Raw genomic sequence first — 13642 nt, 5'->3', positions numbered from 1 at the left:
GCCAGCCTTTAGTCCACAAGATTTTTCGCCAAAAATCGCTCCAACTCATTATAATAACCAAAGACATTCTCATCGCGCTTAAAAGTTCTATCTTCATCCTCTTTCAGGATGTATTGCACTGGAATGTTATTATTCTTTAATTTCTGTACAAATTGATTTGCATCTGTCACCGAACTAAACCTGTCCTTTCCTCCTTGTACCAATAGTACCGGTATCTTTACTTTGTCTGAATGAAAGACGGGTGATATATTTTTGAATAATTCAGCCTCCCGGATCGGATTTCCAACGATTTGATACATTTTCTGTACATAAGATTTAAAATAGGGCGGTATATCTCTGAAGTACGTAAATAGATTGGTATAACCCGAATAAGACACGGCGCATTTATATAAATCAGAATTAAAGCAAGCGGCATGCAACGCCGAATAACCTCCAAAACCTTTCCCTACGATAGCGACACGTTCGCGATCAGCAATCCCCTCCTTAATTAACCATTTCACCCCATCGGTAATATCATCCTGAATCTTCCCCCCCCATTCTTTAAATCCAGCAGTCCAAAACTTCTTACCGAAACCTGTGGATCCCCTATAGTTCATTTGAAAAACCAAATAGCCCCTATTCGCTAAAAACTGTGCCTCATTATCGAAGCCCCAAACTTCACGTCCGTTAGGCCCATCATGAGGAAGGACAACCATAGGCAGGTTTTTGCGATTGGAATGTATAGGATAAGTTAAATAACCCGAAATCTGAATACCGTCCCTCGCAGTATAAGTGATATATTCATTTGGAGAGAGCTCCTTATCTTTTAAATCAGAATTATTATCCGCTAACTTTGTCAACTTTTGTGTCGAAAAATCATAAAAGTAAATCCCTCCAGGGTTGACATCGGTGTAGGTTTTAATGATAATCTTATTGCCTGAACTGTCAGTACTCAATACCTGATATTCAAAGCCATCAATCTGCTTCGCTAATTGATCGTACTTTTGTTTGGTAGTCTCATCGAAGAAATGTCTGTGCTGTCTCGAAGTGGTATAATTTACAAACAACAGCTTATTCTGTTCAGTAAAATATCCCCCAGAGCTCACGTCAACATCCTTGTGGCTAAAAAGTTCACCTAATTCTTTGTGATTTGCCAAATCATAGCTTATCAAAGCCAGTTTATCGCGGTCGACATTCGATAACGCATAGATGATAGCATTCGAATTATCCTTATAACCCAATGGTGTAAAACTACTTTCAACATCACAGCGTATAATCTCCTTAAATGGTTCGTTATCGGAGCTTCGGTACAGTAGCGACTGTTGAACAGAATCGTTGGCTACAGCCATTCGTACCTGACCATCATTAGATACCACCCAAGAACTCATATTTCCTGGATTTTGCAAAATCAACTCCCGGGGTCTTCCGTCTAAATAAATCCGATAAAGATCAAAAAATGAAGAATCTCGATCATTCATCGCCCCTATAAAACTATTGCCCCCGGTAGTCATGGCATGAATCCATCGAAACCGACCACGAATCGGCTTGATCAATGGCCAAATCTTCTCTGTATTGATATCGACCGCATACAAACGTAAACTGTCCTGTGCGGATTGCTCTGTCAAAAACGAAATTTTAGAGTTATCGTTCCATGCAAAAGATTTTACATTAATATCATTTTGATAAGTAAGCTGCTTCGAGCTATCCTGATGAATCAAATCTATCAAGTAAATATTTTTGCAATGATTGTCGAGACCGATATAGGCTATAAAGCGACCATTTGGAGAAATCTTAAAGTTTGATTTTTCAGGCTTAGAAAAAAATTGATTTATTGGAATAGGCTCAACATTATGGTGTTGACACCCCAACATGATCATGGTGGAAAAAAGTAAACCTATCCAAAATTTCATCCTCATAATCCCAAATGCATCCTTATCATATATTCCAAATATTGCAATTAAATACGAATTTTCATTCAATGCAACCTTATTTTTACAAGATATACCAATTAAATGTAATTTTCAAACTTCTCGCGCTTCCTCCGCTAAGAATCTTTTTTATAGTAGAAAAATAGCGTATTTTTGTCTATGTTTTTATACAATGTCTCTGTTATAGCAGAAGAAACAATCCATCAGGAGGTTGTTTCATGGATTCAGGATAATATCGTGCAATCCCAAAAATTTGAAGTGCATTTTCTGGAAATGCTTCAGTCTCCACACGAAGGTATGACCTACTGTATACAGGTTGTACTCCCAACAGAAGAACACATAGTAAACTTCCAGCAAGTGCATCTCATCCCATTGCAACACCTTATTTCGGAAGTATATAAAGACAAGGTTTTCCTTTTCGATAGTACGATGAAATACCTAAAAAAATAAAAGAGCTCTTGCGAGCTCTTTTATTTTTTTTCTTCGTTAACACCATGACCATCTTCACCGAGGTTCGCTTCATTCCTTTCACGTATCTCCAGCTCCAATTCATATCTCGGGTCATAACTAATTTTTGGCGTTAAAAAATGAAGCAAAATTAAGCGCGCATATCTAAAATTAAAAGGTGCAAAGATCAAAATGGTTACCGCAAGGCCAATCAGATAAAACCAGGGAGATTCGCTTCCTGTCAGAATTGCAATAGCAACCGATACAGTAACAATCTCAGCGACTGATAAAGCATAGCTCACATACATTGCAGCATAAAAATAACCAGGCTCGACCTCGTATTTAACACCACAATAGGGGCATATATCATTCATGTGCTGCTTGCGCAAGCTGTATACCTTTCCTACAAATACATCACCAATATGACACTTAGGACATTTGGAATGTATCATTGCATGGAATTTAGATGTAGGCATTAAAAATCTATTTTATTTCGTTTAAAAATTTTTTTGTTACAGGATTCTTCTTGCGGTATTTTTTATACCATAAATAGCCAAGTCCTGCAGCTGCCAGATAAGGTATGACCAGCAGAAACAAAATACCATCATTCAGCCCCTTTCCTTGCATATTTCCTTCCTTCGTTCCGTTCTCAGCGTTCAACGTACACATGGCACATTGTCCATAAGAAACAGATGCAGCTGAGCAGCTTAAGGTAAATATCAGGAGTAAATATTTAAACCATTTCATAGTACAAAGATACTGAAATTTTAACCACTACCCCGCCAAAGATTCAAATTTATCCCAAAAGCCATCTTTAGGCAATGAAGCAACCAATTCCATCTTATCTTTCTTGATTGGATGCGTAAACGCTAATGAACGAGAATGTAAGCAAATACTCCCCAAAGAACTACCTCTTGGATATCCATACTTATTATCACCAACAATAGGACAGCCCATAGCAGCGAGTTGGGCACGAATCTGATGGGTACGACCGGTCAGCGGCTCTACGCGCAATAAATAAAAACCATTTAATTCACCTACCAACGTATAATCTAACTCCGCATAACTTCCTCCCTTCACCTCGCGTGGAAACGCCTTGGTTACCCGTGTTTGTCTATTTCTGATCAGCCAATTAATAAGTTTCCCTTCGGTTTTTCGTGGTCGCTGTCTGACTATTGCCAAATAAGTTTTTTTCACCTCTCTATCCTGAAAAAACTTGTTCATCCGCTCAAGAGCCTTGCTCGTTTTGGCGAAAAGTATCATACCGCTTACCGGTCTATCTAAACGATGAATAACACCGACAAAAGCTTCATTTGGTTTATCATATTTCTTCTTTAAATACGCTTTCACCATATCTTCCATCGATATATCTCCCGTTTCATCAATTTGCACAATATCCCCCGCCTTCTTATTTATCGCTATGAGGTGATTGTCTTCGTAAATAACGTCCTTCTCTGCAATTTCAGTGTGATTCATATTTTCAATTCTAAACGGGCTCCCCCAATATGATTAAAAAAAGGCTCTACGCAAGCGTAAAGCCTTTTCATAGTTCTATCATTCAACTTACTTCGCTGTATCTGATTTAAGCAGTTCAGCCTTTTTCGCATCTTCTTTCATTTTCTTTTTGAAGAAACCGCGCAGTAGGAAATTATGCTGCAGCGCTTCCATATTTTCATCCAGCTTTGATGTACTCGAATTCAAGTTATTAATTGCTGATTTGATTTGATTTGCCGATTCAGGATCATTCAACAAAACGCCCACTGCATTATCTTTATCATTTAATCGGCCCGAAGCGTTGTTCAAATTATTTATCAATGCATTTGCTGTCTGAGAGACCCCTTGTAATTGTGCAGCAGATTGACGTAAACTAGAGAAAATAGCGGTATCAGTCGTCAAATCATGAATCAGTCCCTTATTACTATTTAAAGAATTTGTCAGGGTAACTAGATTTGCAGAAGCCTTATTTGCATTATTCATAGCAGCACTGATGGACAATAGTGTAGCACGTAAAGTATTCACCATGGAGGTATCCGTCAACATGGCACCAACCATTCCTTTGCCATCGGCCAATCCTCGTGATATCTCCACGAAGTCAGTGGTAATCTTAGCCAGGTTTTCATTGTTAACCTGCAATGTTTCCATCATTGCTTCCATATCTGCGGTTTTTGCTGAACGCAAAAAATCACCTGTTTCAACAGTAGGGGCATTCTGCGACCCTCCAGAGATAACAACAATCTTATTGCCGATCAATCCATCCGAGCCTAACTTTGTCACAGCGTCTTTCCGAATATACTCAGCAGATTTTTCCTCAATCGTTAATACCACCTCAACATCCTGCACGCTCTTAAAGTGGATATTCTTAATAATACCTACTTTGACTCCAGAAAACCATACATTACTTCCTACTTTCAACCCAGCGACGTCAGGAAACGAAGTCGTAATCTCGATATTTTTAGTAAATTTCTTTTGTTGGCTACCCAAAATGAAAATACCCGCCAATAAAATCAATACGCCTAAAAAAACAAAAACACCAACAATGATTGCTCTTTTATTTTCTGCCTTACTCATGTATATTATAGAATAAAATTATAATTATAAAACGCTCTTACGCGAGCGTCCTCTGTATCAAAAATCTCTTCAAAAGACCCCTGTCTCTCAAACTTACCGTCTAACAACATCACGATACGGTCTCCCACCTCTTTTGCACAAGCCAAATCGTGCGTGATAATAATTGATGCTGTTTTATATCTTTCCTGAACTTCGTTGATCAATCCGTTAATGTCCAGACAAGTAATCGGATCTAATCCTGCCGTTGGCTCATCATACATCATGATTTCTGGCCTCAGAATCAACGTGCGCGCAATACCAATTCGCTTACGTTGTCCACCAGAAAGTTCCGATGGCATCTGATTGATGGCCTGAGAAAGTCCAACGCCATCTAACACCTCCTCTACTGCATGATCGATTTCAGATCGCGTCAAATTACGCTTATTACGAACCAACGGAAACTCTAGATTTTCACGTACGGTCATACTATCATAAAGCGCACTATTCTGAAAAGAAAACCCTATTTTTAGCCGTAATTCACGCAGTTCACGATCATTTAATTCTGTCACAGAATCTCCGAGTACATTAATCGTACCTTCATCCGGCCTCAATAATCCTGCGATTAATTTGATTAACACAGATTTACCTGTACCCGAACGTCCTAATACAACAAGGTTCTCTTCTTTATATAAATCCAAATTAACGCCCCGAAGCACATGGTTATCACCAAAAGACTTGCTAACATTCCTTATTTCAATGACCGGCTTCGAATGGTCAATGTTTGATTGAATCTTTTCCATAGCTCACTATCCAAAGAACGATAAAATCTGAACAATAATTATTTCCTCAATAAAAACAAGGAACATTGACGCCACAACGGCCGCATTGGCAGCTTTACCAACACCCTCTGTCCCCTTGGAAGAAAAATAACCACAATAACAACTTACAGCGCCTATCGTAAAACCAAATATAACAGCACGCAACACCATAGCTCCTAAATCTTTAAATGCTATCGTTTCAAAAACCTGTGTAAAAAAACTCAAAAAGCTCAAGTCATCTTTACTCATCATACTGAGATAGCCACCTAAAAGACCGATGCCGGCAACATAAAAACAGAGCACAGGAATTCCGATCGTTGTAGCCAATATTCTACTTACAATAAGATATTTATAAGGATTGGTTCCAGAAACTTCCATGGCATCTATTTGCTCTGTAACATTCATCGAACTTAATTCCGCACCAATTTGAGACCCCACTTTGCCCGAAGCTATTAAAGCCGTAACTAATGGTGCCAATGCACGAACAATAGCGATCGAAATTAACGAAGGCAACATCGAAGTTGCCCCAAATTCCTCCAAAGAAGGACGTGATTGTTTTGTAAAAACAAAGCCCACGATAAATCCCGTTAAACTGATCAAAGGCAAAGATTTGTAGCCTATTTCATAGCACTGGCGGACAATTTCTTTGAATTCATATGGTGGAGTTACCAATTCGCGCCAAAACCGTAGCAAAAAACGGTGAATATTTGCGAATTCTAGAAAAAAAGTCTGAAGTTTTTTAGCCATTTAAATGATGTCTATTTCAAATTAATGTGTCTTAAAACACGTCTTATGCTGAACAAACACGTAGCAATTCGAGCGGTAAAGGTAAATAAAAATATGTATCTAAATTGTCGTTTATGTAAAAAGATCATCAATTTGACTTTCACGTAAAAATAATCAGATTTCCAATGTACCGATTAAACCATTTTATTCGTTATGCTGTCATAATAACAAAGACTACGGCATAGAGTTTTGTCACACTTTAAAATATTACAGAAATGAAAAATTTAGGCAACATAAAATATTGGGTACTGGGGTTTATTGGTATCGCTTCTTTCTCAAGCTGTGCCACCTCGATGGCCCAACGCGGTGGATATAACAATTATGACCATTATAACAACGCTGGCGTCTCATTCCAGCTGTTTTATGATCAACTATCGCCTTATGGACAATGGGTTAATGACCCGAATTATGGTTACGTTTGGATTCCGGACGTTGGCCCTAACTTTCAACCCTATGCTACAAATGGTTATTGGACGATGACTGACTATGGAAATACCTGGGTATCCAACTATGACTGGGGCTGGGCACCATTTCACTACGGTCGCTGGAATTACAATGATCGCTATGGATGGGGCTGGGTTCCTGACTATGAATGGGGACCGGCATGGGTAAATTGGCGTCAAAGTAGCGACTATTACGGCTGGGCCCCCATGGGACCAGGTATGAATATCAATGTATCCGTCAATATTCCAATGAACTTCTGGACATTTGTGGGAGTCAATCATTTCATGAGCAGGGATATGGATCGTTATTATGTGAATCGTAGAAATTACAATAACATTTATAACAGAACCACAGTTATCAACAATACAACGATCATTAACAACAACTATTATGTTGGCGGCCCGCGAAGAGCAGACATCGAGCGCTCAACAGGAAGAAACATCACAGTAAATAGGATAGCAAATGCTGATAGACCTGGATCGGTTCGTAGTAGCAGCAATCGCAGCAATGAAATCAGTATGTACCGTCCGGCTGTAGATCGTAATACGCGGTCGTCTGCACGTCCAACGAAGGTAGTGGATGCCTCTACCCGAACACGGAATAACAATAGCGAGATATCAGATCGTACCAATCGCGTTATCAGCAACCGCGATAACATCGATTCAAGATCAGGAAGTCGTGAGTTATATATTGACAACAGTGGAAATGCTTCTGTAAGGTCCCGTAATGATGCCAACAGTACAGGCTCGAGCCGCAGTTCAATCAATAACACTAGAAGCGGAGACAACGGGGCGACAAATAGAAATACGAATGGTACACAACCTAATTCGAGTAACTATGATTTTAGGACGCGATCAGGTCGGCAATCGGATGCTCCAAACAACAATAACCCTACATCTACCAGTAGAGGGAGGCAGAACGGTTCCGATCAGACTGTACCGCCACGCGTAGTTCAACCTACAACAGCACCGCAACGGAACGGAAATTATGATGGTAGCAGCACACGTTCGACACAGCCCATGTCTCAGCCGGTACAAAGTCGAAATTCCGATAGCCGGACGCGTTCGAACCAACCGGTGTCTCAACCAGTGGCCCAACCGTCTCAAAATCGGAGTTATGAAAACACCAGAAGCAGATCCAATACAGATAATTCATCGTCTGTATCGCGATCAAGAAATTCTGGAAGCTCAGCTGAGCGTAGCTCCGGACGTTCTTCACAGGGTTCTGAAAGATCTAGAACAAGATAAGGATGACCGAATAACATGATAATTCATAAAAGGCGGATGAAATAAAAAATTTCACCCGCCTTTTACATATGTGTCTTTTGATATTTATCATGAACAATCCACACAATTTCACGTTAATTAGTAAATTTACCGCTTCAAACAAAAAAACAAATCGATAAGGATGGCTTCATTTACCTCTATATTAGATAATGATTTCTATAAATTCACGATGCAGCATGCTGTAGTCAAGTTGTTTCCAAAGGCCAAGGCTCGTTATCATTTTATCAATCGGGGACACCACAAGTTTCCTGAGGGTTTTGATGTCCTCTTGAAGCAGGCTGTTAACGAAATGGCTAATTTGAAACTAACAAAAGCCGAAAAGACTTTTTTTGCCAGAACTTGTCCCTATATCGACCCAACCTATTTTGACTTTCTCCAAGGTTACCGATATGATCCTGAAGAAGTCAAAATATTTCAGGATGGCCCCGATCTAGAAGTCGTTATCGAAGGGTACTGGTATCGCACTATCCTCTGGGAAGTTCCGTTGATGTCTCTTATCTGTGAACTTTTTTATGAATCCCAGGGCTTACAACGTTCCTCCGATGCGGACGTAATCGCCACAGCGAAAGATAAAATCGAGAAATATAAAAAACTCAATATTACTATTGCTGATTTTGGCACCCGAAGACGCCATTCTCATGAAGTGCATGATTTGGTCGTTCGTACTCTCAAGCAATATGGCGAAAAAACATTTATTGGCACCAGCAATGTCTATTTAGCAATGAAATATGAAACGAAGCCCATCGGCACCCATGCCCATGAATGGTTTATGTTTCACGCCGCTAAATATGGCTACAAAATGGCCAACCTCCTGGGACTGGAACATTGGTCTGATGTGTATCGGGGCGACCTCGGAATAGCACTATCGGACACCTATACAACAGAAGTCTTCTTTCAGCAATTCGATAAAAAGTTAACCAAATTATTTGATGGAGTCCGACATGATAGTGGAGATCCTCTTGAATTTACAGATAAAGTTATTGCACACTATAACAAAAATGGAATCAATCCGCTTTCAAAGACCATTATATTTTCTGATGGCCTAGACTATGAAAAAGTCGAAAGAATTGCGGGCTACTGTGAGGGTAAAATCTTACATTCCTTTGGCGTTGGCACCAATTTTACGAATGATGTAGGTCTTAAACCAATGAATATTGTCATCAAGATGACAGATGCTTTGCCAGAAGATGATCAATGGAGTCCCGTCATCAAATTATCTGACGAACCGATGAAACATACAGGAGATGAAGACTCCATTTATATTGCAAAGAAAGTATTAATGATTGATGATGACCATGCATAGAGACGTATACGGTGAAGCCCTTGATGATTACTTTGTACATCAAGAAGAAAAATTCCCCCTCATACTCCATACCAGCTATGGCGATAAAGACGAAATGCCGGTAGAGATTTTCTTTCGGGAACCTGATGATTTCCCTGAGCTAGAATTTATTGGTCTATCGCTATGCGATGGACGTGTATTGGATGTGGGCGCTGGAGTAGGCAGCCATAGTCTATATTTACAAGAAAAAGGCTTTGAAGTGGATGCATTGGAAGAATCCCAAACCGCTTGCCATATCATGCAGCAACGCGGGGTACAACATATTATCTGCGAAGACTTTTATAAATTTAAAGGGCAGCGATACGATACGCTTTTGCTGCTGATGAACGGGATTGGTATTGCTGGAGATGTGGAGGGCTTTCGAAAACTACTAGCGCATAGTAAAGAACTATTGACGGAAAATGGGCAGCTGATTTTTGATTCGTCCGATATCAGTTATTTGTATAAAGATTACAACGTCAAGAAGCCGGCCCACTATTTCGGGGAAATCCAATATCAGTATGAATACAAAGGCTCCCGAGGCGATCTCTTCAAATGGCTGTATTTAGATCAGGATTTATTGATTAAAATTTCGCACGAAATGGGTTGGGTAGTCCAAATTTTATATGAAGATGAGAATGATCAGTACCTCGTACGTATGGAACTAAAAAAGTAGCCTGTTATCGATAACAGGCTACTTTTACTATTTCTGCGTCCTGATATAGATATCTCCCAGGGATGTTTTCAAAATCACGTCCTGTCCACCGCCGTTCATTTTGCCCTTCACTGCATTACCCATAGGGATTGACTGGGGCTCCTCAGCGCTTTTTTCAAATTGGAATTCATCTGCGGCATAGATATTTCCCATTGCTGATTTCACATCCACATTTGCCCCAAAATTCTTGGGAAAAGCAACATCTACAGCGCCCATTGCAGCGACAAGAGAAATAGGTCCTTTGACCGGTTGAACAAACTTGGCTGTTACATCTCCCTGTGCAACCTTCACATTGATTGGTCCCGTTACGTTCAACAAATTCACATTTCCCATCGTATTGGAAACTTCCACCTCAGCGCGCATATCTTTCAATTCGATCACTCCAGCATTGAACATCGCACCACGCCCCCCTTTTATCGTCAATGGTAGATCCATAGGTATCTTGATTCGGATAGAATCCTCTAGGGGCATCCCGACCATGCTTATTTCGGTCACTCCACCTTCTGTTTTGATATTCATTCCGAGTCCCGAATTATCCGATAATCCAGAACCATTAACGACACGTAGGCCTTTTGCACGATCATTTCCCTCATTATCCTCAACCTTAGCGGTAATCAGCACATCCTTCCCCTTATACCCTTCGATATAAACATTATCCAACTTTAACAGGAGTTTACTTCCTAAATTAGGCACTTTAATTTCCTTCCAGCTTTTGGGTCCATTAGAACCGCCGAATCCTGAAGAATTGAATGTAAAATTAGTACTATTACTTACGGCAACGCCTGAAACCGCTCTAGCCTTTTTAGGAGGATTAGGAGGCTTTGGCGCAGCAACTCCTTCCACACTTTCATTTACCTGGGCCTGTAATGCACTTGCAAAAATAAGTGCTATCCCAATCATCATTATCCTTAACTTTTTCATCTCAATTTATTTTTTCTTCCTTATTATTAACCAAGCCATCTGCTCTACCTTCTCGTAAGCGAGCCTACACAAGTGGACGTTCTTGAATCTATTCATCTATTGATTTAATAATACCGCATACGCCTGTTCTTTCACAAATTTCAAGGTGAAGGGATCCTCCACAATTTCAGTTAACTTTTCTTTTGTTGTCGCTTTCATCTTTGGATCATCTTGCTGAACCATCATTTGCATAAGCTCCATTTGCAACGTGGGATCATTTTGCACCACAAAGAAGTCCTGAACTTTCTGCTGACGTTCTTCTTGGCTCAGTCCACTTAATATCGTTTCGATTGCAGCTATACGCACATTACTATTTTGATCCGATACAGCAGTCCTTTCCAATGCTCCTCTACTATTCCGATCTAACCTACCTTCATCTTTCAACGCTAAGACAGCACTTAGACGTGCGCTTGCGGAACTCGAATCCTGAAGCATCTCAACGTAATCAATTTTCTCTTGCATTTTACCTAAACCAGAGGTCGTTATGTTTGCTGTTGCCAACTGCTTTCTTTTGGTTTGCCTACCCGCTATTGCCATAGACGAAGTCAATTTAGTTGAATTATCGTTATCAGCGCGTCCTACTGTTTCGTTAACGGCTTTTTTATCGCCTTCATTTTCACGAACAACATGAGGACGTACAGCAGCCACAGGTTTTTCAGTCATTAAGTCGCCCGGTCTGTTAAAAGCGATAAATGCTGCTGTTCCTACCAACAAGACCGCTGCAGCAATACTAGCCCACTTCCAAAGAGGCTTAATCTTTCTTTGCTGAACAGGTGGAACTACTTGCGGTCTTATTTTATTCCATAAGTCAGCCGAAGGTTCTCTCTGATCAAATGATTCCCGATTAGCGTTCACAAAATCTTTTAAATTATCCCGCATAATTATACCTTTCCTTCAATTGTTCGTAAATTTTCTTTTTTGCGCGATGGTATTGGCTACGGACGGCAACTGCTGTCATTCCCAATGCTTCCGCGACTTCGTCATGGCTCATATTTTCAAACAGATAAAGGTTAATGACCATCTTGGGCACCCCCGTCAGCTGGTCGATCGCCTGCTCCAAATCCGTTAAACGACATTCACGCCATTCCTTTTCCAGTAATTCATCTTCGCCATCATCCTGAATTTCCAAATCGTCCACCGACGTAAAATACTGTTTATTCTTCCTTAACAGTGAAATGGCCTTATTCACGCCCATCCTTCTCAACCAAGCTTCCACACTGAGAACCAAATGCCACTTTTCCGATCTTGAAAAAAAGTCAACAAAAGTCTCCTGCAAAATATCTTCACTCTCTTCCTGATTGGCCAAAATCCGATAAATAGAATTAAAGATCTTTTTTGCATAGCGATGATAAAGCTGCGCATACCCAGACTCATTACCCGTTTGGCACATCGCTAATAAATCTTTATCGCTAAGCTGATTTTGCACGTTGTAAAATTAATTCTGTTAATTCTTATGTTTCTACTATGTAGTCGACACCCTCCCGAAAATGTTGCAATATAATTTCACTTTTTTTACAAATAATTTTAAAAGTACCTAAAATGCCGTTTAGACGATCCTGTACTGCAAAAAAAAACAGAACAATGATCTTAAGTATCTGCATGATTAAAATAGCTTGATACCGATGCTATAACTCCTTTATACCAATATTGACTATCTGACTTTAAGATAGGTTTCTACAATAGTATGGTGAACTCCTAATTCTGGCAGATTTTCCACGCCTGTTTGAATCAATGTATCCCCCTTTATCTTGAGTTGAAAATCAAATGTATTCCTTTCCCAATCACGTATGGAACAATATTGCAAACTTTCTTGATATTTAACACCATCAAAGGAATAGGTCCCGCCGCCCGCTACAAACAAAGGTTCTTTCCCTTTGCCTTTTTCCTTATCATGATTAAAAAAAGAAAAGTGGTCATCATTAAACATTTTAAACATCTCTGTTTTGCTGCTGTCTGTAAAAGCTGTCACAGTATCCTTTCCTTTAATTGTCTTGCTGTCAATTAACTTATACGTACCGGCCAAAGATTTTGATTTTAACGCATGCATTTCTTTCTTGTCCCCGTTTCCTTTACATGAAAAAAACAAACAGGAAGTCGATACCACAAATAGCAAATGATTTTTTAGGTTCATCATATTTATAAAAGGTTTATAGCAGCCAAACTACAAAAGTTCAGGCTCAATCAAAAACAAACTACGCTAATTATTTAGCTGACCAAACTAAACACACCACCAATAGTCAAGCTTCAGTTTAGTTCCATCTGGATACTCCATCAACAAGGCATGCTATATCCATTCCCCCATTTGCAATAAGCAATTTTTAATCCTATTTTAGCGATGGTTAAAATTAATATAAAGCAATGCATAACGCATGTTGATGCTTTTAATTAATCATTTTTTCAATGAAGGATGG

The 13642-nt window shown here is 39.7% G+C and carries 15 protein-coding genes; 4 read left to right on the top strand and 11 right to left on the bottom strand.

The genetic code is table 11. From position 1 onward, the window contains the following. Positions 1 to 8 precede the first annotated feature (8 nt). The gene (locus B3E00_RS05960) at positions 9 to 1895 is read right to left on the bottom strand and encodes an alpha/beta hydrolase family protein (RefSeq protein ID WP_293937657.1); all 1887 of its coding nucleotides are present in this window, start codon (positions 1893 to 1895) and stop codon (positions 9 to 11) included. Positions 1896 to 2066: 171 nt separating this feature from the next. Between B3E00_RS05960 and B3E00_RS05955 the strand changes: the two genes are divergently transcribed. Next, complete coding sequence (locus tag B3E00_RS05955) at positions 2067 to 2357, top strand: DUF4286 family protein (protein ID WP_209579067.1); 291 nt, start codon at positions 2067 to 2069, stop codon at positions 2355 to 2357. 20 nt (positions 2358 to 2377) lie between these two features. Here the strand turns inward: B3E00_RS05955 and B3E00_RS05950 are convergent, their stop codons facing one another. The 6 genes from B3E00_RS05950 to B3E00_RS05925 all read right to left on the bottom strand — a co-directional run bounded on the left by B3E00_RS05950 (position 2378) and on the right by B3E00_RS05925 (position 6466). Then, positions 2378 to 2806: a DUF983 domain-containing protein gene (locus B3E00_RS05950; RefSeq protein ID WP_310080943.1), complete on the bottom strand. Its 429-nt coding sequence runs from the start codon at positions 2804 to 2806 to the stop codon at positions 2378 to 2380. A gap of 31 nt (positions 2807 to 2837) precedes the next feature. Continuing rightward, a complete protein-coding gene (locus B3E00_RS05945; protein WP_293937652.1) occupies positions 2838 to 3101 on the bottom strand; it encodes a hypothetical protein in 264 nt (87 codons plus the stop codon). A gap of 27 nt (positions 3102 to 3128) precedes the next feature. After that, positions 3129 to 3830: an RluA family pseudouridine synthase gene (locus B3E00_RS05940; RefSeq protein ID WP_293937649.1), complete on the bottom strand. Its 702-nt coding sequence runs from the start codon at positions 3828 to 3830 to the stop codon at positions 3129 to 3131. An 87-nt stretch (positions 3831 to 3917) separates the two neighbouring features. Beyond that, positions 3918 to 4922 carry an MlaD family protein gene (locus B3E00_RS05935; protein WP_209579064.1) on the bottom strand — a complete coding sequence of 335 codons (1005 nt, stop codon included), beginning with the start codon at positions 4920 to 4922 and terminating at the stop codon, positions 3918 to 3920. 5 nt (positions 4923 to 4927) lie between these two features. Further along, on the bottom strand, positions 4928 to 5701 hold the full coding sequence (locus B3E00_RS05930; RefSeq protein WP_293886633.1) for an ABC transporter ATP-binding protein: 774 nt from the start codon (positions 5699 to 5701) through the stop codon (positions 4928 to 4930). Between the two features lie 6 nt (positions 5702 to 5707). After that, positions 5708 to 6466, bottom strand: a complete 759-nt coding sequence (locus B3E00_RS05925) for an MlaE family ABC transporter permease (RefSeq protein WP_209579062.1) — start codon at positions 6464 to 6466, stop codon at positions 5708 to 5710. Positions 6467 to 6720: 254 nt separating this feature from the next. Here B3E00_RS05925 and B3E00_RS05920 point away from each other — a divergent pair, with 254 nt between their 5' ends. From B3E00_RS05920 to B3E00_RS05910, 3 genes are all read left to right on the top strand, one after another. Continuing rightward, a complete protein-coding gene (locus B3E00_RS05920; protein ID WP_293886634.1) occupies positions 6721 to 8196 on the top strand; it encodes a DUF6600 domain-containing protein in 1476 nt (491 codons plus the stop codon). A 160-nt stretch (positions 8197 to 8356) separates the two neighbouring features. Continuing rightward, positions 8357 to 9538: a nicotinate phosphoribosyltransferase gene (pncB, locus tag B3E00_RS05915; protein ID WP_209579060.1), complete on the top strand. Its 1182-nt coding sequence runs from the start codon at positions 8357 to 8359 to the stop codon at positions 9536 to 9538. Then, positions 9531 to 10232, top strand: a complete 702-nt coding sequence (locus B3E00_RS05910; RefSeq protein ID WP_293886635.1) for a class I SAM-dependent methyltransferase — start codon at positions 9531 to 9533, stop codon at positions 10230 to 10232. Before pncB ends, B3E00_RS05910 begins: the two co-directional genes overlap by 8 nt. Positions 10233 to 10259: 27 nt before the next feature. Here B3E00_RS05910 and B3E00_RS05905 read toward each other — a convergent pair whose 3' ends face one another. From B3E00_RS05905 to B3E00_RS05890, 4 genes are all read right to left on the bottom strand, one after another. Further along, positions 10260 to 11192 carry a DUF4097 family beta strand repeat-containing protein gene (locus B3E00_RS05905; protein WP_293882487.1) on the bottom strand — a complete coding sequence of 311 codons (933 nt, stop codon included), beginning with the start codon at positions 11190 to 11192 and terminating at the stop codon, positions 10260 to 10262. 96 nt (positions 11193 to 11288) lie between these two features. Further along, the gene (locus tag B3E00_RS05900) at positions 11289 to 12110 is read right to left on the bottom strand and encodes a hypothetical protein (protein ID WP_293882489.1); all 822 of its coding nucleotides are present in this window, start codon (positions 12108 to 12110) and stop codon (positions 11289 to 11291) included. Continuing rightward, positions 12100 to 12657: an RNA polymerase sigma factor gene (locus B3E00_RS05895; RefSeq protein ID WP_293882491.1), complete on the bottom strand. Its 558-nt coding sequence runs from the start codon at positions 12655 to 12657 to the stop codon at positions 12100 to 12102. Before B3E00_RS05895 ends, B3E00_RS05900 begins: the two co-directional genes overlap by 11 nt. Before the next feature lie 225 nt (positions 12658 to 12882). Then, complete coding sequence (locus tag B3E00_RS05890) at positions 12883 to 13365, bottom strand: hypothetical protein (protein WP_293886636.1); 483 nt, start codon at positions 13363 to 13365, stop codon at positions 12883 to 12885. Between the last annotated feature and the right edge of the window lie 277 nt (positions 13366 to 13642).

The organism is Sphingobacterium sp. UBA5996, assembly GCF_002429765.1.
Taxonomy (GTDB): Bacteria; Bacteroidota; Bacteroidia; order Sphingobacteriales; family Sphingobacteriaceae; genus Sphingobacterium.
This window is presented reverse-complemented; position numbering and strand designations above follow the sequence as displayed.

Excerpts from the sequence above, each read along its gene's own strand:
- B3E00_RS05960 (WP_293937657.1), bottom strand. The coding sequence starts at position 1,895 with ATGAGGATGAAATTTTGGATAGGTTTACTTTTTTCCACCATGATCATG.
- B3E00_RS05955 (WP_209579067.1), top strand. The coding sequence starts at position 2,067 with ATGTTTTTATACAATGTCTCTGTTATAGCAGAAGAAACAATCCATCAG.
- B3E00_RS05950 (WP_310080943.1), bottom strand. The coding sequence starts at position 2,806 with ATGATACATTCCAAATGTCCTAAGTGTCATATTGGTGATGTATTTGTA.
- B3E00_RS05945 (WP_293937652.1), bottom strand. The coding sequence starts at position 3,101 with ATGAAATGGTTTAAATATTTACTCCTGATATTTACCTTAAGCTGCTCA.
- B3E00_RS05940 (WP_293937649.1), bottom strand. The coding sequence starts at position 3,830 with ATGAATCACACTGAAATTGCAGAGAAGGACGTTATTTACGAAGACAAT.
- B3E00_RS05935 (WP_209579064.1), bottom strand. The coding sequence starts at position 4,922 with ATGAGTAAGGCAGAAAATAAAAGAGCAATCATTGTTGGTGTTTTTGTT.
- B3E00_RS05930 (WP_293886633.1), bottom strand. The coding sequence starts at position 5,701 with ATGGAAAAGATTCAATCAAACATTGACCATTCGAAGCCGGTCATTGAA.
- B3E00_RS05925 (WP_209579062.1), bottom strand. The coding sequence starts at position 6,466 with ATGGCTAAAAAACTTCAGACTTTTTTTCTAGAATTCGCAAATATTCAC.
- B3E00_RS05920 (WP_293886634.1), top strand. The coding sequence starts at position 6,721 with ATGAAAAATTTAGGCAACATAAAATATTGGGTACTGGGGTTTATTGGT.
- pncB (WP_209579060.1), top strand. The coding sequence starts at position 8,357 with ATGGCTTCATTTACCTCTATATTAGATAATGATTTCTATAAATTCACG.
- B3E00_RS05910 (WP_293886635.1), top strand. The coding sequence starts at position 9,531 with ATGCATAGAGACGTATACGGTGAAGCCCTTGATGATTACTTTGTACAT.
- B3E00_RS05905 (WP_293882487.1), bottom strand. The coding sequence starts at position 11,192 with ATGAAAAAGTTAAGGATAATGATGATTGGGATAGCACTTATTTTTGCA.
- B3E00_RS05900 (WP_293882489.1), bottom strand. The coding sequence starts at position 12,110 with ATGCGGGATAATTTAAAAGATTTTGTGAACGCTAATCGGGAATCATTT.
- B3E00_RS05890 (WP_293886636.1), bottom strand. The coding sequence starts at position 13,365 with ATGATGAACCTAAAAAATCATTTGCTATTTGTGGTATCGACTTCCTGT.